The sequence below is a fragment of the Clostridium sp. MCC328 genome (genome assembly GCF_018785465.1).
GTDB lineage: Bacteria > Bacillota > Clostridia > Lachnospirales > Lachnospiraceae > Pilosibacter > Pilosibacter fragilis.
Genome location: NZ_WQPW01000014.1, coordinates 16,971 through 34,196, shown reverse-complemented (window position 1 = coordinate 34,196; position 17,226 = coordinate 16,971). Strand labels below are relative to the sequence as shown.

General features: G+C 51.4%; 15 protein-coding genes. All 15 read left to right on the top strand.

Annotated elements, in window-relative coordinates:
• Positions 1 to 14 precede the first annotated feature (14 nt).
• Positions 15 to 989 carry a peptidylprolyl isomerase gene (locus tag GPK83_RS02535; protein WP_215703932.1) on the top strand — a complete coding sequence of 325 codons (975 nt, stop codon included), beginning with the start codon at positions 15 to 17 and terminating at the stop codon, positions 987 to 989.
• Between the two features lie 267 nt (positions 990 to 1,256).
• A complete protein-coding gene (locus GPK83_RS02530; RefSeq protein WP_015554996.1) occupies positions 1,257 to 1,748 on the top strand; it encodes a DUF5721 family protein in 492 nt (163 codons plus the stop codon).
• A gap of 63 nt (positions 1,749 to 1,811) precedes the next feature.
• Complete coding sequence (locus tag GPK83_RS02525) at positions 1,812 to 3,494, top strand: M3 family oligoendopeptidase (RefSeq protein ID WP_117552022.1); 1,683 nt, start codon at positions 1,812 to 1,814, stop codon at positions 3,492 to 3,494.
• Positions 3,495 to 3,831: 337 nt separating this feature from the next.
• Positions 3,832 to 4,536, top strand: coding sequence for a response regulator transcription factor (locus tag GPK83_RS02520; RefSeq protein WP_015554994.1), 705 nt, complete (start codon positions 3,832 to 3,834; stop codon positions 4,534 to 4,536).
• Positions 4,526 to 5,662 (top strand): HAMP domain-containing sensor histidine kinase, encoded by a 1,137-nt coding sequence (locus tag GPK83_RS02515; protein WP_215703931.1) that lies wholly within the window; start codon positions 4,526 to 4,528, stop codon positions 5,660 to 5,662. The genes GPK83_RS02520 and GPK83_RS02515 overlap by 11 nt, the downstream gene beginning before the upstream one ends.
• Before the next feature lie 109 nt (positions 5,663 to 5,771).
• Entirely contained in the window at positions 5,772 to 8,249 is a 2,478-nt protein-coding gene (locus tag GPK83_RS02510) for a hypothetical protein (protein WP_215703930.1), read from the top strand.
• The gene (locus tag GPK83_RS02505) at positions 8,249 to 9,199 is read left to right on the top strand and encodes an ABC transporter ATP-binding protein (protein WP_215703929.1); all 951 of its coding nucleotides are present in this window, start codon (positions 8,249 to 8,251) and stop codon (positions 9,197 to 9,199) included. The genes GPK83_RS02510 and GPK83_RS02505 overlap by 1 nt, the downstream gene beginning before the upstream one ends.
• Entirely contained in the window at positions 9,189 to 10,127 is a 939-nt protein-coding gene (locus tag GPK83_RS02500; RefSeq protein WP_215703928.1) for an ABC transporter permease, read from the top strand. The genes GPK83_RS02505 and GPK83_RS02500 overlap by 11 nt, the downstream gene beginning before the upstream one ends.
• A gap of 3 nt (positions 10,128 to 10,130) precedes the next feature.
• Positions 10,131 to 10,964: a deoxyribonuclease IV gene (locus GPK83_RS02495; RefSeq protein WP_215703927.1), complete on the top strand. Its 834-nt coding sequence runs from the start codon at positions 10,131 to 10,133 to the stop codon at positions 10,962 to 10,964.
• Between the two features lie 90 nt (positions 10,965 to 11,054).
• The gene (locus GPK83_RS02490; RefSeq protein WP_215703926.1) at positions 11,055 to 12,377 is read left to right on the top strand and encodes an SPFH domain-containing protein; all 1,323 of its coding nucleotides are present in this window, start codon (positions 11,055 to 11,057) and stop codon (positions 12,375 to 12,377) included.
• Positions 12,378 to 12,446: 69 nt separating this feature from the next.
• Entirely contained in the window at positions 12,447 to 13,544 is a 1,098-nt protein-coding gene (locus GPK83_RS02485; RefSeq protein ID WP_215703925.1) for a TFIIB-type zinc ribbon-containing protein, read from the top strand.
• The gene (locus GPK83_RS02480) at positions 13,544 to 14,530 is read left to right on the top strand and encodes a TPM domain-containing protein (protein WP_215703924.1); all 987 of its coding nucleotides are present in this window, start codon (positions 13,544 to 13,546) and stop codon (positions 14,528 to 14,530) included. The genes GPK83_RS02485 and GPK83_RS02480 overlap by 1 nt, the downstream gene beginning before the upstream one ends.
• Before the next feature lie 3 nt (positions 14,531 to 14,533).
• Positions 14,534 to 15,448 carry a ketopantoate reductase family protein gene (locus GPK83_RS02475; RefSeq protein WP_215703923.1) on the top strand — a complete coding sequence of 305 codons (915 nt, stop codon included), beginning with the start codon at positions 14,534 to 14,536 and terminating at the stop codon, positions 15,446 to 15,448.
• 48 nt (positions 15,449 to 15,496) lie between these two features.
• Positions 15,497 to 15,913 carry a DUF3842 family protein gene (locus tag GPK83_RS02470; RefSeq protein ID WP_015554986.1) on the top strand — a complete coding sequence of 139 codons (417 nt, stop codon included), beginning with the start codon at positions 15,497 to 15,499 and terminating at the stop codon, positions 15,911 to 15,913.
• 65 nt (positions 15,914 to 15,978) lie between these two features.
• Positions 15,979 to 17,133 (top strand): peptidoglycan DD-metalloendopeptidase family protein, encoded by a 1,155-nt coding sequence (locus tag GPK83_RS02465; protein ID WP_215703922.1) that lies wholly within the window; start codon positions 15,979 to 15,981, stop codon positions 17,131 to 17,133.
• The last annotated feature ends 93 nt before the right edge of the window (positions 17,134 to 17,226 follow it).

The window sequence follows — 17,226 nt, the reverse complement described above, 5'->3', positions numbered from 1 at the left end:
GTGGAGACAGAAATATGGGAAAATGGAACCGATGGGGACGGACGCTTAGCGTAGTCGTCCTCGCGGCAGCAGTCGTCTGCGGATGCGGCGTGAAGGAAACGCTGCTTTCCGGCAGAAAAAGTGAAAGAGAGTACGGGAAAGCCGAGACCATGGTGATCGTCACCACGGAGCGGCTCCGTTATGAAGAATTATATACAGACAAGATCTGGGATACGGTGGTGGACGAGTCTGGAACTACCTTCGAGGAGACATTGCTGTCCCAGATCCATGATTTCTTAAAGGAATTAAAGACCATGAGCCGCATGGCGGACGAGGAAAAAGTCACGCTCTCCGGAAAAGAGCGGGAACTGGCAAAACAGGCAGCGGCTCAGTACATGAAAGAACTGAAAAACGCCGGGGAGAGTTCCGAAATCGACAAAGATGTGGTAGAATCTTTATATGAAGACTACTGGAAGACCGAAAAACTGGTGGAGACGCTGACGGGCAGCGTCAACCTGGAAGTCAGCGACAGCGAGGCGAAGGTCATCACCGTGGATGAGATCGTGCTCTCCGATAAGGACCAGGCGGATGAGGCGTTAAAGAAAGTCCAGATGGAAGGAACCGACTTTATGACCGTTGCAAAGGAGGTTTCTGAGGATCAGGAGATCGAGAAGAAGATCTCCAGAGGCTTGAGACCGGAGGCTTACGAAAAGGCTGCTTACGCCCTGGCCACAGGGGAGATCAGCGATGTGATCGAGGCGGATGGAAAATATTATATCCTGCGCTGCGTCAACGACTACGATGAAGCTGCCACAAAGGCCCGGAAGGAAGAGATGGTCCGGGAGAAGAGGAATGAGGTGTTTTACGAGACCTACTTGGAGTACGCGGCGAAGGTCCATCTCGCGAAGGATGACAGCCTGTGGAAGAATCTCTCAATAACAGATGGAGAGAGGACATCGGCGGACTTTTTCGAGATATTTGAAACAGTATGTAAAGGTACAGACAGTTAACAGCTTAAAAATATTCACCAGGTCCGCACAGCTGTAATGACATAAGAGTATATTTTAAGTTACTGTACACGGGTAGGAATTTTCTGAACTGAAAATTCCGTACAATACAGTGGTGGTAGTGGATTTTGCCGATTCGGAATGCGAAGCATCGGCAAAATCAGTTACTGTTTGCGCAAAGCGTGAACAGTAACTATTTTAAGCAGGACAGATATGGAACAGGTAAAAAGTTCCAGACATAATCAGGGAAACAACATGCGGAGGTAAATAATGGTTGCATTAAAGATCGAAGAGCAGAAAGCGTTTACGGCAGGGCTTTTCATCGGGGAGATCTTTGATAAATTTCTGGTGCGGGAAGCGGAGATCGTGACCTACAACCAGTTCACGATCGACGGAAAGGTCCGTCAGGGCTATTTTTCCGAAGAGGAACTGGAAGAAAACAGGATCGAAGAGTACTCTTCATGGAAGACCTTAAAGCCGGTCTGCTACTCCTTAATAAAAGGAAAACGGCTTCCGGAGAGCTTCCGCATTGTATTTCAGATGCCCCCATCCGCCAGAGACCGGTTCGTTGCCGGAAAAATCCCGGGAATCTATCCGGATCAGGTCGGCGGGCTTTACATCAATATCCAGTATGAGAACCACGAGATGATCTGCGTTACAGGGACGTCCATGAAGCAGTTTACCTTGGACAGGACGTTAGAGAATGAGTGGGATGAGAATGTAAAGAAGTTCTTAAAAAAGAACGGGGTAGTCTTCAGTTAGGCAGCCGGTTCCTGCGGGTAGCAGGGAACGGGATGAGAAACTTGGGGAAAGGGGTTACTTATCATGAAAAAATTTGCAGAGCTTCAGTATGTCCGTCCGGACATGGAAAAAATCTTCGCGCGCGTATCGGGGGATATCGCAGTGTTGAAGGAAGCAAAGAACTACGAGGAATTTCGGAATGCCTATATGGATTATGTGGAAGCCGACACAGAGCTTGAGACATCAAAGACTGTCGCCCATATCCGGAATACGATCAATCTTTTAGATGAATTCTATGAGGCGGAGATGGTATATTTCAACAGCCAGATGCCGAAATATGAAATCCTGAAAAAAGAGATGGGCGAGGTGATCGTGGCATCTCCGTTTAAGGCTGAGATGGAAAAAGAATTCGGCACGATCCTGATCCAGAATATGGAGGCCCAGAAACAGCTTTCTGACGAATCTATCGTGGATGATCAGGTGAAAGAGGCAGAGCTTGTCAGCCGCTTTATGAAAACGCAGGCAGCTGCTACCGTGGAATTTAAGGGAGAGCAGATCGGAAACTACGGACTCTTAAAGATCATGCAGAGCACAGACCGTGCGGAGAGAAAAGAGGCGTTTGAGGCATGGGCAAAGCTCTATGAGGGAATTGCACCGACGTTAGAGGAGGTTTATGACGGTCTTGTAAAGGTCCGTGCCGGTATGGCAAAGAAGCTTGGATTTAAGAGCTTTATTCCGATGGGATATCTGCGCCGCCGTCGTTTTGACTATACGGAAAAGGAGCTGGAGGTATTCCGGAAACAGGTCCGCGAGGTCGTGGTTCCGGCAGCGGCAAAGCTGTACGAGCGTCAGAAGGAAGCTCTTGGGATCGATACACTCTATTATTATGACGAATCCATCGCTTCTCCGTCCGGAAATCCGGTTCCGATCGGAGATAAGGAATATCTTGTCGGCGAAGCCCAGAAGATGTACCGTGAGCTTTCCAAGGAGAGCGGAGAGTTCTTTGATTTCATGATGGAGTACGAGCTTTTCGATCTGGACTCCAAGCACGGAAAACGCGCCGGCGGATACTGTACGACACTCCCGCAGTATCATGCACCGTTTATTTTTTCAAACTTTAACGGAACCGACGCAGATGTCAATGTTCTGACCCATGAGGCTGGTCACGCGTTTGCAGGATTTACAGCGGCAAAATACCAGAAGACCCCGGAATTATGTCATTCCACCAGTGAGATCAATGAGATCCATTCCATGAGCATGGAGCTCTGGACTTATCCGTGGATGGAGAATTTCTTTGGAGATAAGGCAGAGGAATACCGCAGAGAGCATCTGGCAGACGCTCTTATGAAGATCCCGTATATGCTCTGCGTAGACGAATATCAGCATAAGGTATTTGAAAATCCGGAAATGACCACAATGGAGCGGAGAGCAGTCTGGAGCGGTCTGGAGAAGATCTACATGCCCTGGAGAAATTATGCAGGAAATGAGTTCCTCGAGAGTGGAGCATTCTGGATCAAACAGCAGCATATCTTCCTGTATCCGTTCTACTATGTGGATTACGCGATGGCACAGATGGGCGCCTTTGAGTTCTACACAAAGATGAAGGAAGACCGGAAGGCAGCTTGGGCAGATTATTATAAGCTCTGCGCAGCGGGCGGATCCATGGGATACTTCGACCTTCTGAAATACAGCGGACTTCACAAGGTGCTGGAGGATGGTTCTGTGAAGATCATCCTGAAGGGCGTGTTTGAGGAGTTAGGGCTGTAAGAGTACTGTGGGGAGAAAACAGAATTGTTTTCTTACGGTCAGCGCAGCAAGTGCGCAGACCTACTGACCAGTAACATAAAATCTAAAATGAGGCAGTGGGACATATTCTTTTTAGAGTAGTTCTGCTGCCTCTTTTATACACAGATAATGAACCCAAATGCGTGTATACATGAGACATGGCATTTATTGAGCAAAGTTCGCTGTTTTTCGGAAACCTTCCAGAGAACGGAAAAAATTGTAACATTTACTCATTAGTTTTCAGAAAAAAGTAAGGAAAAAAAGGTCGAAATATGATACGATAGGGGTATTAGGAATAAGTCTAAAAGGAGGAAAAATCATGGAGCAGATCAATATCCTGGTAGTGGATGATGAAAAAGAGATCGCGGACCTTGTAGAGATCTATCTGGTCAGCGATGGATATAAAGTATTTAAGGCAAATAACGCGAAAGAGGGACTGGAGATCCTGGATCAGGAGGAGATCCATCTGGTACTCTTAGACATTATGATGCCGGGAATGGACGGTCTTGAGATGTGCAGGAAGATCCGCGAGACCAACAATATTCCGATCATCATGCTGAGCGCAAAATCCACGGATCTCGATAAGATCCTGGGTCTGGGAACCGGCGCGGACGATTATGTGGTAAAGCCGTTCAACCCGCTGGAGCTCACGGCCCGCGTGAAATCCCAGCTCCGCCGCTACACCCAGTTAAACCCTAACAGCAGCACCGGAAAAGCGGCAAAGAACGAGATCTCGATCCGCGGCCTCTCCATCAATAAAGATAACCACAAGGTCGTTGTCTACGGCGAGGAGATCAAGCTGACGCCCATCGAGTTCGATATCCTGTACCTTCTGGCATCGAATCCCGGCCGGGTGTTCAGCACCGACGAGATCTTTGAGAAGGTATGGAACGAGAAAGTATACGAGGCAAACAACACCGTCATGGTACATATCCGGAGACTCCGCGGAAAAATGAAAGAGGACACGAGACAGGATAAGATCATCACAACGGTCTGGGGGGTAGGATACAAAATTGAAAAATGATTGGAGCAGAAGCTTTTACAGGCAGATCGCGGTGAACATCTGTTACAGTGCCCTGATCGCATGTCTGGTGGACGCGTTCCTCATCATGAATATGAACTTCCTTCTGGCGTACCTGGACCAGACCAGATACGCGAATCTGTTGATCCTGCAGATCTTTAAGATGGGTACGATCACCACGATCCTCTATGTGATCGTTGGAATCGGGATCTTTGCGCTGGCGTTTCTCATGATCGAGAAGAAAAATATGAAGTATATAGGGAAGATCGCGGTGGCGATCCAGAATATCTCCGAGGGCGACTTAAACACCCAGATCGAGGTGGTGGGGGACAACGAGTTCTCCGCCATGGCATCGAACCTGAACCGGATGGAAGCGGATATCCGGAAGCTCATGGATAAGGAACGAGAGTCGGAGCGGACGAAGAATGAGCTGATCACGAACGTGGCCCACGACTTAAGGACACCGTTGACTTCCATTATCGGTTATCTGGAACTCCTGTCTTCCGGACCGGCCATCAGCCTGGATATGCAGAAAAAGTATATCGATATCGCCTATGTGAAGGCAAAGCGTCTGGAAAAACTCATTGAGGACCTGTTCGGATTCACGAAGATGAATTACGGAAAGATATCCATGAATGTTGGAATGGTGGATATCGTAAAGCTCTTAGGACAGCTTTTGGAGGAATTTTATCCGAGCTTCGCGGACAAGGACCTGACCTATGAGCTCAAGAGCAATGTCCCGTCCCAGATCATCACGGCGGACGGAAACCTTCTGGCGAGACTTTTTGATAATCTGATCAACAACGCCATCAAGTACGGTGCCGAGGGAAAGAAGGTCCTGATCCAGGTATTCGCGAAGGACGATATCGTCACGGTGTCTGTCACGAACTATGGCTATGTGATCCCGGCGGAGGAACTGCCGTTGATCTTCAACAAGTTCTACCGGGTAGAGCAGTCGAGGTCCTCAAAGACAGGGGGAACGGGTCTTGGTCTTGCCATCGCAAAGAATATCGTGGACATGCACGGCGGAACGATCTCCGTGGCCAGCGACCTGAACGGAACGGTGTTCACGGTGAAGCTGAAGGTGGATTTTGATGTGAATAAAGAAAATTTTGGTATGATCCAGTAAAGAGAGATAACAGCTGTTCAGCAAAAACGCATATTTCCTGCTCTGACGGCAGAAAAGCGGCTGAGAATACTGAACAGGGATACCCGTTGATCAATGATAGGAAGAATGTATGAGAAATAAAAAGAAACAGTTGCTGTTTGGCTGTCTTGCGGCCCTGGTCCTGTCCGCGGGGGCATTCCCGGCCTTTGCCCAGGACCAGGACAGCTTCAGCACAAACATGGAGTCCGGCTCGCAGAATTCTGTGCCGGTGGCGGTGGACATCACGGCAGTTTACGGAAGAAATGCGAAGCCCGGAAGCTTTGTGCCCATAAAGGTCAGCATCTACGGCCAGACGGAGGCACCGTTTTCCGGCACACTTACTGTCTCTACTTTGGAGAGTGATAACGATGAAGGCACGGAGGAATACGAGTATTCGTACCAAGTAGAGGTGGGACCGGCGGAGACGAAGACGATGGAGTTCTATGTCCCCTTAGGACAGAAGAGCGGGACGATCCACCTGACATTAAAAGACGGGAAGAAGAAGACCATGGGGGAGACCTCCATGGATTTTGACGTTTCTAAGGACGAAAACCGTCTGTTTGCAGGTGTCCTGGAGAACAAGTCAGGAAGTCTCTCATGGATTGACGGGATTGGGCTGAACTATGGAATGCTCACCACACGGGTCGTTGAGATCCCAGGGGAAGACTTTCCGGAAGATTCCAGGGGATTTTCCATGTTTAATGTGCTCCTCATAAACGGATATGACTGCCGGACACTGAACGATGTCCAGAGAGAAGCCGTCCTCACATGGGTGGAAAATGGCGGAACACTGCTTATCGGAACGGGAAGAGACAGGGATAAGACCCTGGATATCCTGGGAGAGGCAGAGCCGAAGGTCAGCTTAAGGGATCCGGAGGTTCTCTGGGTCGGCATGGGAACGGAATACACGAAAAACAGTCCTGAGGACTCGGAAGTCCGCGTGACCTACACGGAACCTGTGATCTCCGGGGCCAAAGAGCGGATGGTGACGGATGGAACGCCGCTTCTTAAGACCATGAAGTACGGAAAGGGGACCATCGGTGTCTACGGGGTAAGCCTGTCCGATCTCTCCGGCTTTGCGAAAAAGAACCCGTCCTTCGCGTCATATTTTCTCGGTGAGATCTTTAACGAGGATGAACTGAATACGATCTATTATTACTCCCAGGGCGGCGATGCTGATTACTGGAACGCCTACAATCTCGTCAGCGGGGGAAATGGGGAGCGGATCCCCAATCTCGCAGTCTACGGGATCATCGTTGCGGGATATCTGGTGATCGTGGGACCCGGGCTGTATCTTCTTTTAAAGAAGCGTGGGATCAACCGGTACTACGGGACTACAGTGTTTATTTTTTCCGCAGCCTCCTGTGTCGTGATCTGGGGCATGGGCTTTAAGACGAGATTCACCAGTGAATTCTGCACGACAGCGACGATCCTGGACGCATCCGGGGACAGCGCGGGGGAGATGACCTTCTTAAACGTCCGGACTCCGGACAGCAGCGGATTTACCGTGGATCTTCCGACGGATTACAGGGTCACACCCCTTACGAGGAGCGCCCGCTACGACATGAACCAGCTGGAAGACTATCCGAAAAATCGCCAGGCATCCATCGGGATCCGGAAAGAGGCAGACCAGACCGTGCTTTGGAGTCGGAAGTCCAAAGCCTTCGATTCCAGATTTTTCCTTCTGGAGCGGGAGAAAGACCTGGTGGCTGGAAATGTGGAGGCGGACTTTGCTGTGTCGGATGGGATGATCACGGGGTATGTGGAGAACAGGCTTCCTGTGACGCTTGAGAACGCGGCAGTCTATCTCTATGGCCAGGTGCTGATCATTGGAAACATGGAACCAGGCCAGCGTCTGGAATTTGACCGGGAGCCGCTAAAGGTATGGCCGTTGGGCATGACATGGATGCTTTCGGACACCCTGACCGGAACTCCGGATCGTCAGGAAGACTCCGATGAGGAGTACATTAAAAATGTCCAGAAATCCAACCTCAGCGGATACTTTACGGATCGTTACTACTCGTCCTACAACGGCGAGGTGCGCTTCGGCGCATTCCTCCCGGAAGGTTATGAGGGAAACGACGATCTCTTCGGAAAAAACTGGGACGGAAGGACCTTCTACACCCAGAAGATCGACTGCGCCATGGGAACAGATGGCGAGGTCTACCGCTGCGGTCAGATCCGGGAACCATCCGTGACCTCCGGTATAGGGGCAAATTATGGAAATTCCATGATCCTCTACGGGACAGACCCGGTGGTGGTGGAATATGACCCGGGAACGGACATTGTGATCGAGAAATTCTCGTTTCTTCCGGTGTCCGACGACTTTTTCCAGGGCAACCAGTATTCCTATATCCGCCCATTCTCCGGGGAGACGAGTTTTTACAACGAAAAGACAGGAAGCTATGACCCGGTGGATATCCGGAAACAGGATTTCTCAAGGGAAGAGCTGGCAGATTATATCGCTGCCGACGGAAAGATCACGGTCCGCTACACAGCCGGAAGCGATGCGGAAATCGGAGTGAGCCAGACACTTCCACTCCTGATGGTGACGGGGAGGGAAAGCTGATGTTGAAGATACAGGGACTGAAAAAAAAATTTGGAAATTTTGAGGCTCTCTCCGGGCTTGATATGGAAGTGGAGGAGGGGGCGCTCTATGGCTTTGTCGGACCGAACGGAGCCGGAAAGACCACGGCGATCCGCATTATCACGGGACTCCTGAAAGCAGATGAGGGAACCGTCATGATCGGCGGAAAGGACGCGTTCCTCTACAGCGGGCAGGTGAAAAATGAGTTCGGCTATGTGCCGGATGAATTCGGACTTTACGACAACTTAAAAGTCTGGGAATACATGGACTTTTTCGCCTCTTGCTACGGACTCTCCGGCCTTGTGGCGAGAGAGCGGTGCACAAAGCTTCTGGAACAGGTAAAACTCGCGGGAAAAGAGGAATTCTTTGTGGACAGCCTGTCCAGGGGAATGAAACAGAGACTCTGCCTGGCGCGGGCCATGATCCACGATCCGAAGCTCCTTGTTTTAGACGAGCCCACATCCGGCATGGATCCGAGAGCCAGGATCGAGTTTAAGGAGCTTTTAAAGGAACTCTGCGCTGAGGGAAAAACCATCGTGGTCAGCTCCCACATCCTCTCAGAGCTGGCCCAGATGTGTACGGATATCGGGATCATCGATGCCGGAAAGATCGTCCTATCGGGAAACATGGGGGAGATCTTAAAGAAGGTGAATGACTCTAACCCGATCCGGATCCAGGTTGTGGAGAATGTCTGGGAAGCGGTGAAGTTTCTCCGAACGGAGCCGGAGGTCCAGACCATCACGGTGGAGGAAAACGATATCGTCGTGGGATTCCACGGCGGAAAAGACGCTGAGGCGATGCTGCTTGCAAAACTTGTGGCCCACAATATTGGAATCTGCGGATTCTGGAGAGAGCCTGGTGACCTTGAGAGCATCTTCATGCAGATCACGGATCATGATATGGAAAAGGTGGTGATGACGAGTGAAGAATAATCCGGTCTATAAGAGGGAAATGCTGGTACGTTCGAGAAGCTTCCGGATTCCGCTCATCATCATGATCTTCAACGGGATCCTGGCTGTGGTGGCACTCTTAAACATGTACCAGAGCATCGCCCAGGTGAAGGTCAGCGGCTCGGTGCGCTATGAAAATTTTCTCCAGCTCTACGCCTTTGTGGCAGCGCTGGAATTTATGCTTTTGATGTTTATCATGCCTGCTCTGACCTCAGCCAGCATCAGCGGGGAGCGGGAGCGGCACACATTGGAACTCATGTTTACCACGAAGATCCGTCCTGTGGAGATTGTTGTCGGGAAGCTCATGTCCGCGTTCTCCCAGCTTATGATCTTAGTGGTATCGAGTCTGCCGATCCTGATGCTGACCTTTATCTATGGAAGTATCAGCTCCGGGGATCTCATGATCCTTCTTGTGAGCTATGTGGTGGGGGCGCTGTACTGTGGAAGCCTCGGAATCTTCGCGTCCTCCCTCATGAAGCGGTCCACATTCTCCAATGTGATCACTTACGGGATCATGTTAATTGTTGTCGTTGGAACATACATGCTGAATGTGTTCCTCCTCAATATCTCCGAGACAGAGATCAGCACGATGGCGCTCAATTCCGGGGAGACGATCCCGAAGGCGAGCTCTGGAGCGTCGGTATACCTTCTTCTCCTGAATCCGGCAATCATGTTCGCGGAGCTTTTGGAGAATCAGGTGGCAGGTGGCGGCGGAAACTTTACGATCACACATTTCCTCGGTGACAACGGCGGAAATTTTATCACAAACCACTGGGTATTCTGCAGTCTGGTGATCCAGGCGGTGCTCTCCGTGCTTTTTACCTGGGGAGCGGTATTTTTCTTAAAGCCGGAGAGATCGAAAAAAACAGGTTCCTTTGGAAAGCCCACAGGAACAGGACGGAGGCTATAGACAATGTTTTATATCGGATGCCATCTTTCCTCGGCGAAGGGATTCCTTGCCATGGGAAAGGACGCGGAAAAGATCGGCGCGACGACGTTTCAGTTTTTTACAAGGAATCCCAGGGGCGGAAGCGCGAAGCTGTTAGACCATGAGGACATCGCAGCGTTCCTGAAACTAAAAGAGGAGCTGGGGCTGGGGACTCTGGTGGCCCATGCGCCATACACACTGAACGGCTGCTCAGCGGATGAAAAAATCCGGGATTTCGCGAAGCGGACCATGGCGGATGACCTGGAGCGCATGGAGGCGGTTCCTGGAAACCTCTACAATTTCCATCCGGGAAGCCATGTGAAGCAGGGTGTGGAGGTTGGAATCACCTATATCGCGGAGATGTTGAATGAGATCCTGAAGCCGGAGCTTCACACCACGGTGCTCCTGGAGACCATGGCGGGAAAGGGCAGCGAGGTCGGAAGAAGTTTTGAGGAGCTTCGGGAAATTCTTGACAGAGTTGAACTTTCTGATAAGATGGGTGTATGTATGGATACCTGTCATGTATGGGATGCCGGATATGACATCGTGAATGATCTCGACGGAGTGCTGGCGGAATTTGACCGTGTTGTGGGGCTTGAACGCCTGAAAGCGGTCCATTTAAATGACAGCATGAATGTCCGGGGAGCCGGGAAGGACCGCCACGCCCGGATCGGGGAAGGTGAAATTGGCGCGGAGGCAATTGTGCGGGTGATCAACCATCCGGCTTTGAGGGATTTGCCGTTCTGCCTGGAGACTCCGAATGAGCTTCCGGGGTATGCGGCGGAGATCCGGTTCTTGAAAGATCATAGAATCGGATAATTTTCGGAAAAATCAGGACCGGCGGGTATAGGCGGCGAAAACCGCTGTCCAGGAATCCGACCGGTGAGTGATAAAAGGAGGAAACGGGATATGGGTATTTTAAAAGTTGGTGCCGGCGCGTTAAAGAGTGTGCTGGAAGACCAGTGGCGCGAGTATTTTTACTGCCCGTCCATGGAGGCGGACGTTCTTGTAAAGAAAGGTGAGAACCGGAAATCAAAGAGAAGCTATAACACAAAGGGCAGCGACAACCTGATCTCTAACGGCTCCATCATCGCAGTCAACGAGGGACAGTGCATGATGATCGTTGACCAGGGCGCTATCGTCGAGGTATGTGCGGAGGCCGGTGAGTTCGTTTATGATACCTCCGCAGAGCCGAGTATTTTCTACGGAAACCTTGGAAAGAGCATCGGGGACAGCTTTAAGCAGTTTGGAAAGCGTTTCACCATGGGCGGCGACACGGCGAGGGACCAGAGAGTCTACTTCTTCAACACGAAGGAGATCGTCGGAAACAAGTACGGCACAGCGAACGCAGTCCCGTTCCGTGTTGTAGACCAGAATATCGGCCTCGACGTGGACATCGCGATCCGCTGCCACGGCGAATATTCCTACAGAATGGTGGATCCGATCCTCTTCTATAAGAACATCTGTGGAAATATCGAGGAAGATTACATGAGAGATAAGATCGATTCCCAGCTCCGCAGCGAGCTTCTGACAGCTCTGCAGCCGGCCTTCGCGAAAATCTCCGGGATGGGAGTCCGCTACAGCGCGCTTCCGGGTCATACGGTGGAGCTTGCGAACGCACTCCGCGAGATCCTTTCCGACAGCTGGGACGATGTATACGGAATTACCGTGAGCAAGATCGGCGTGAGCTCCGTGAAGGCCTCCGAGGAAGACGAGGCGATGATCAAGGAGCTTCAGAGAAATGCCACATTCAGAAATCCTGGAATGGCGGCGGCGCACTTAGTCAGCGCACAGGCTGAGGCGATGCAGAGCGCGGCAAAGAATACTTCCACAGGCCCGATGATGGCATTCGCGGGAATGAATATGGCGGCGCAGAACGGCGGATTCAACACCCAGGGGTTGTTTAACATGGCAGCCGGACAGGGACAGCAGGGAAATCCTGCTATGGCAGACCAGGCACAGCAGGCATCCGGCGGTCCGGCGAAGATGGCACCGTTATCCGGATGGACCTGTTCCTGCGGACAGGAAGGAAATACCGGAAAATTCTGCTCCAACTGCGGAAAGAAGAAACCGGAGGAGAGCGGATCCTGGATCTGCAGCTGCGGACAGGAGAATACAGGCAATTTCTGCTCCAACTGCGGAAAGAAACGCCCGGATGCCGTTTGGACCTGCTCCTGCGGACAGGAAAATAAAGGAAACTTCTGCGCGAACTGCGGAAAACCGAGACAGTAAAAAATGTAAGCTTCCTGGCTGCCTTTTAGGGCAGATGGGAAGCTTAAGCCAGATACAGGGGGAAAGAAAATGGCACTTGTAAGTTATAAATGCCCCAACTGCGGCGGCTCGGTGGTCTTTGATCCGAAGAAGCAGAAGTTCTGCTGTGAGTTCTGCATGTCGGAATTTACGAAGGAAGAGATGGAAGCCGCGGCGTTAAAATCTACGGAGACCAGCGGCACGCAGGAGGAAAGCAGTGCGGCAGATACAGCACAGAATAATAACGCGGGCAGCACGAAGCAGAACGAGGATGCCCTGGTCTATATCTGCCCGAGCTGCGGTGCGGAGGTCGTGACAGATGCCACGACTGCAGCGACGTTCTGTTACTACTGTCACAACCCGGTAGTGCTTTCAGGAAAGCTTTCCGGGGAATTTCTGCCGGATTATGTGATCCCCTTTGCCATGGATAAGAAGAAGGCAACAGAAATTTTTCTTGATTGGATCAGGAAGAAAAAATATATCCCGGACGATTTCTTCTCGAAAGACCAGATCGAGAAGTTTTCCGGCGTGTACTTCCCCTACCTGATGTACAGCTGCAAGGTTGACGGAAGGATCCAGGCGGAAGGTGAGAAAAACCGGACCTGGGTGACGGGAAATATCCGCTACACGGAGCATAAAAAATATCGGATGGAACGTGCGGGACAGCTTGATGTAAAGAATGTCACGAGAAACGCGCTTAAGAAGAATAACAGCGCTCTCGTGGAAGGCGTCCTGCCTTTTGACATGGAAAAACTCCAGCCCTTTGATATGGGATACCTCTCCGGTTTTCAGGCGGAGAAACGGGACATGGAGAAAGAGTCCCTGACCCCGGAGGTGGAGAGCGAGGTAAAACAGTATACGGTGGAGCAGCTGAAAGATGATGTTATGGGGCAGTATTCCGCAGTGCGGGTGGACCAGAGCGACACAAATATCCGGGACGCGAGATGGCACTACGCCCTGCTTCCGGTGTGGATCCTGACCTACCGGGATAAGGCGGGAAAAGACGAGCTCTACTACTTTGCCATGAACGGGCAGACAGGGAAGATCTGCGGAAAGCTCCCGGTGGCGAAGGAAAAACTTGTGAAACTGTTCCTGGAGATCTTTGTGCCGGTTGCGGCGATTCTGATGATCGGGGGGTGGTTCCTGTAATGAAAACAAAGCAGATAAATGGAAAAACAGCAGGGAACAGCCTGGAGAACGGAAGAAAGTTAAGTGCGGTGGAAAACGTTTTTCATGCTGTAAAGACAGCGGCGAGAACTGTCTTTGCAGCGAGTGCTCTTGGAGTGCTTCTGGCAGGAACCGCCTTTGCGGCAGCTGGAGAAGATGCCTATCAGATGGCAGAGGGAACGGAGAGCTATGCGGATGTCTACGACATGGCGGATCTGTTTACCGATGAGGAAGAAAAACAGCTTTCTGAGCAGGCACAGGTCCTTTCAGATACGATGAAGATGGAAGCAGTCATCGTCACCACCGAGGAGAATTCCGGCTCCGCCCAGGTGTTCGCGGACGGATTTTACATGGAAGGCGGTTTCGGAACCGGTTCCGACCACTCGGGAATCCTGTTTCTCATCGATATGGATAACCGGGAACTCTACATATCCACAAACGGACAGATGATCCGTTACATGACGGACAGCCGCATCGATGATGTTCTGGACGATGTTTATAATTACGCGGCAGATGCCGATTACTACGGGGCAGCAGCGGCGTTTCTGACGGATACGGAAAAGTGCTATTCCAACGGGATTTCAAGAGATCAGTACAACTATGACACGGAGACGGGAAAGATCAGCCGTTATCACCATATCGAATGGTATGAGATCCTGATCGCCCTCGGCGTGGCGGCGGTCTGCGGGGGGACTGCGGTGGCATCGGTACTTCGAAGCTACGGTCTTCACGGGGAAGATAAGCGGATGGCCGCAAACTTTAAACTCTCTTACCGGAGAGACAGCCGGTTCACCATGGGGAATGTCCTGGCAGATGCATTGCTGACATCCTATATCACCCAGCAGGTGATCCAGACACAAAAGAATAACAGACCGGGGTCAGGCGGAGGAAGCTTTTCCGGCGGCGGAAGATCATCCACCCACAGCTATGGAGGAAGCAGCCACGGCGGCGGAGGAAGGAAGTTTTAAGTTATGGAGATCAAAAAGATCGGAATTATCGGACAGGGCGCTCTCGGCGTTATGTACGGAAATTATCTGAAAAAACGGATGGGAAATGAGAATGTCTTTTTTATCGCGGATGAGGGGCGCGTAAACCGCTACCGGAGCGCGGATATGGTCTGCAACGGGGAAGCCTGTGGATTTTCCTACCGGTCTCCGGCGGAGGCGGTGACGGCGGATCTCATTATCTTTGCGGTGAAGTTCATGGGAATGGAGAGCGCGCTTGAGATCGTGAAGCCGTTTGTCGGGGAACATACCCTGTTCTTGTCGGTACTCAATGGAATTTCCAGCGAGGAGATGATCGAGAAAGTCTACGGCGCGGATCATGTGCTCTACGCCTGCGTGCAGGGCATGGACGCAGGAAAGGACGGAAATGAGGTCACCTACAAAAATATGGGTTATATCACCATCGGAAATAAGGACAGGAGCCATGATGAGAAGCTGAAGGCGGTGACGGAGCTTTTTGACCGGACGGGGCTGGCCTACAAGGTTCCGGATGATATTCTTCGGGAACAGTGGAACAAGCTCATGTTAAACACCGGTGTGAATCAGGTGACAGCGGTCTACGGTGCGCCATACAGCCTGATCCAGAAAGAGGGAGAGGCGCGTACCATGATGATCGAGGCCATGCGGGAGGTTCTCCGTGTGGCGGACACCCAGGACATTGATCTTACGGAGGCGGACATCGATTACTGGCTGGAGCTTCTTGCGACCTTAAACCCGGAGGGACATACCTCCATGTGCCAGGATGTTCTGGCAGGACGCCCGACAGAGGTGGACCTGTTCGCGGGAACGATGCTTAAGATCGCAAAGAAAGAGGGATTTTCTCTTCCTGTGAATACGTTTTTATATGAGAAGCTGAAGGAATTAGAAGGCGCTCCGGATTGAGCGCGGTGAGTCAATGCTATCATTCAGACAAAGGAGAACAAGAAACACATGACGATCATGGTAATAGACGGTCAGGGCGGAAAGATGGGCAAAGGCCTGGTGGAACAGTTAAAGAAGCTTTGCCCGGAAGATGAGATCCTGGCGATCGGAACGAACAGCATTGCCACAGCAGCAATGCTGAAGGCGGGGGCGGATGCCGGCGCCACAGGGGAAAACCCGGCGGTAGTCACAAGCCGCACCGCCGACATCATTGTCGGTCCCATGGGAATCGTCATCGCTGATTCCCTCATGGGTGAGATCACGCCAAAAATGGCCGTCGCCATTGGCCAGAGCCTGGCCCAAAAAGTTCTGATCCCCGTAAACCGCTGCCAGCACTTTGTCGTGGGCTGCAGGGATATTTCTATGGGGGAGTATGTGAAGCTTGCGGTGGAGGAAGTTTTGAAGATCCGCCGTGGGGAGATATAGGTTTCATGGCATAATTCTCTGCCTGTCCGCATACACTGGGATGTATGTGGGAAGGAGAGTGTGCCATGAGGAAAAAAGAGCATTCGGGATCGGCAGCAGTGATCGGGGCACAGCTGGTGATCCTTTTTATTTTGACGGTTTCCCTGTGCGTTCAGAGCAGAAAAGCGGCGGCGGAGAATACATATGCGGTGATGGAGAAGAGCGGTGAAGGCAGTCGGGCTGGGGAGCCTGAAAAAGCCGGGGAAGCGGGGGACAGCCAAAAGAAAAAATATATCCACTGGGTGGAATTTAATGTTCCGGCGGACGTGATGGAGAAGGCGTTCCGGCTGGACATGGGGACGGTGCAGGAAGAGGTGCATCTGGATTGGGTGGAACTGCTGGCATATCTCGGGGCGAAGTATGGCGGAGATTTTGAGCGGTTCCGACAGACAGATCTGGACGCAGTGGTGGAGAAACTGAAGTCCGGGTCAGCGATGGAGGAGATCGCAAAGGACATGAAATATTATGCCTATTACCGGGAGGCATATGGGGCGGTCCTGGATGGCATGGTTGGATATTTTGAGCAGGAGAGCGGCAATGATAAGGTCTGGCTCAGAAAATATGGCCTGAAGGTGTTCTCACCGATCGCGAAAAACTTTCCCTACAGCGATTTTGATGATTTCGGTGCGTCCCGGTCCTACGGATTTAAGAGGAAGCACCTGGGTCATGACATGATGGGACAGGTGGGGACGCCGGTGATCGCGGTGGAATCCGGGTATGTGGAGGCTCTGGGCTGGAACCAGTACGGCGGCTGGCGGATCGGAATACGAAGCTTCGATAAAAAGAGGTATTACTATTACGCCCACCTGCGCCAGAACTACCCGTATCAGGCGAATTTAAAAGAGGGCAGTATCGTGACGGCGGGCGATGTGATCGGATATCTCGGCAGGACCGGGTACAGCACCACGGAGAACACGAACAATATCACGACACCGCACCTTCACTTCGGAATCCAGCTCATTTTTGATGAGTCACAGAAAGAAGGAAACAATGAGATCTGGATCAACTGCTATGAGATCGTGAAATTTCTGCGGATGAACCAGAGTGAGACGGTGAAGGTGGAAGGGACGAAAGAGTGGACGAGAGTCTATAATATGAAGGACCCCGGAATTCCAGAGAGCTCAGAACGTACAGATAATTTAGAACAGCCGGAGGAGAGTGAAGCTCCAACGACTGACTAAAGGCGGGAAACATGGATAGAATTTCAGAAATCTCCCCATAATAACCCAGGTAAGAAAGTTCCGGTATCACTTTCCGGAACTTTTTTCTTAATA

Excerpts from the sequence above, each read along its gene's own strand:
- GPK83_RS02535 (WP_215703932.1), top strand. The coding sequence starts at position 15 with ATGGGAAAATGGAACCGATGGGGACGGACGCTTAGCGTAGTCGTCCTC.
- GPK83_RS02530 (WP_015554996.1), top strand. The coding sequence starts at position 1,257 with ATGGTTGCATTAAAGATCGAAGAGCAGAAAGCGTTTACGGCAGGGCTT.
- GPK83_RS02525 (WP_117552022.1), top strand. The coding sequence starts at position 1,812 with ATGAAAAAATTTGCAGAGCTTCAGTATGTCCGTCCGGACATGGAAAAA.
- GPK83_RS02520 (WP_015554994.1), top strand. The coding sequence starts at position 3,832 with ATGGAGCAGATCAATATCCTGGTAGTGGATGATGAAAAAGAGATCGCG.
- GPK83_RS02510 (WP_215703930.1), top strand. The coding sequence starts at position 5,772 with ATGAGAAATAAAAAGAAACAGTTGCTGTTTGGCTGTCTTGCGGCCCTG.
- GPK83_RS02505 (WP_215703929.1), top strand. The coding sequence starts at position 8,249 with ATGTTGAAGATACAGGGACTGAAAAAAAAATTTGGAAATTTTGAGGCT.
- GPK83_RS02495 (WP_215703927.1), top strand. The coding sequence starts at position 10,131 with ATGTTTTATATCGGATGCCATCTTTCCTCGGCGAAGGGATTCCTTGCC.
- GPK83_RS02490 (WP_215703926.1), top strand. The coding sequence starts at position 11,055 with ATGGGTATTTTAAAAGTTGGTGCCGGCGCGTTAAAGAGTGTGCTGGAA.
- GPK83_RS02485 (WP_215703925.1), top strand. The coding sequence starts at position 12,447 with ATGGCACTTGTAAGTTATAAATGCCCCAACTGCGGCGGCTCGGTGGTC.
- GPK83_RS02480 (WP_215703924.1), top strand. The coding sequence starts at position 13,544 with ATGAAAACAAAGCAGATAAATGGAAAAACAGCAGGGAACAGCCTGGAG.
- GPK83_RS02475 (WP_215703923.1), top strand. The coding sequence starts at position 14,534 with ATGGAGATCAAAAAGATCGGAATTATCGGACAGGGCGCTCTCGGCGTT.
- GPK83_RS02470 (WP_015554986.1), top strand. The coding sequence starts at position 15,497 with ATGACGATCATGGTAATAGACGGTCAGGGCGGAAAGATGGGCAAAGGC.
- GPK83_RS02465 (WP_215703922.1), top strand. The coding sequence starts at position 15,979 with ATGAGGAAAAAAGAGCATTCGGGATCGGCAGCAGTGATCGGGGCACAG.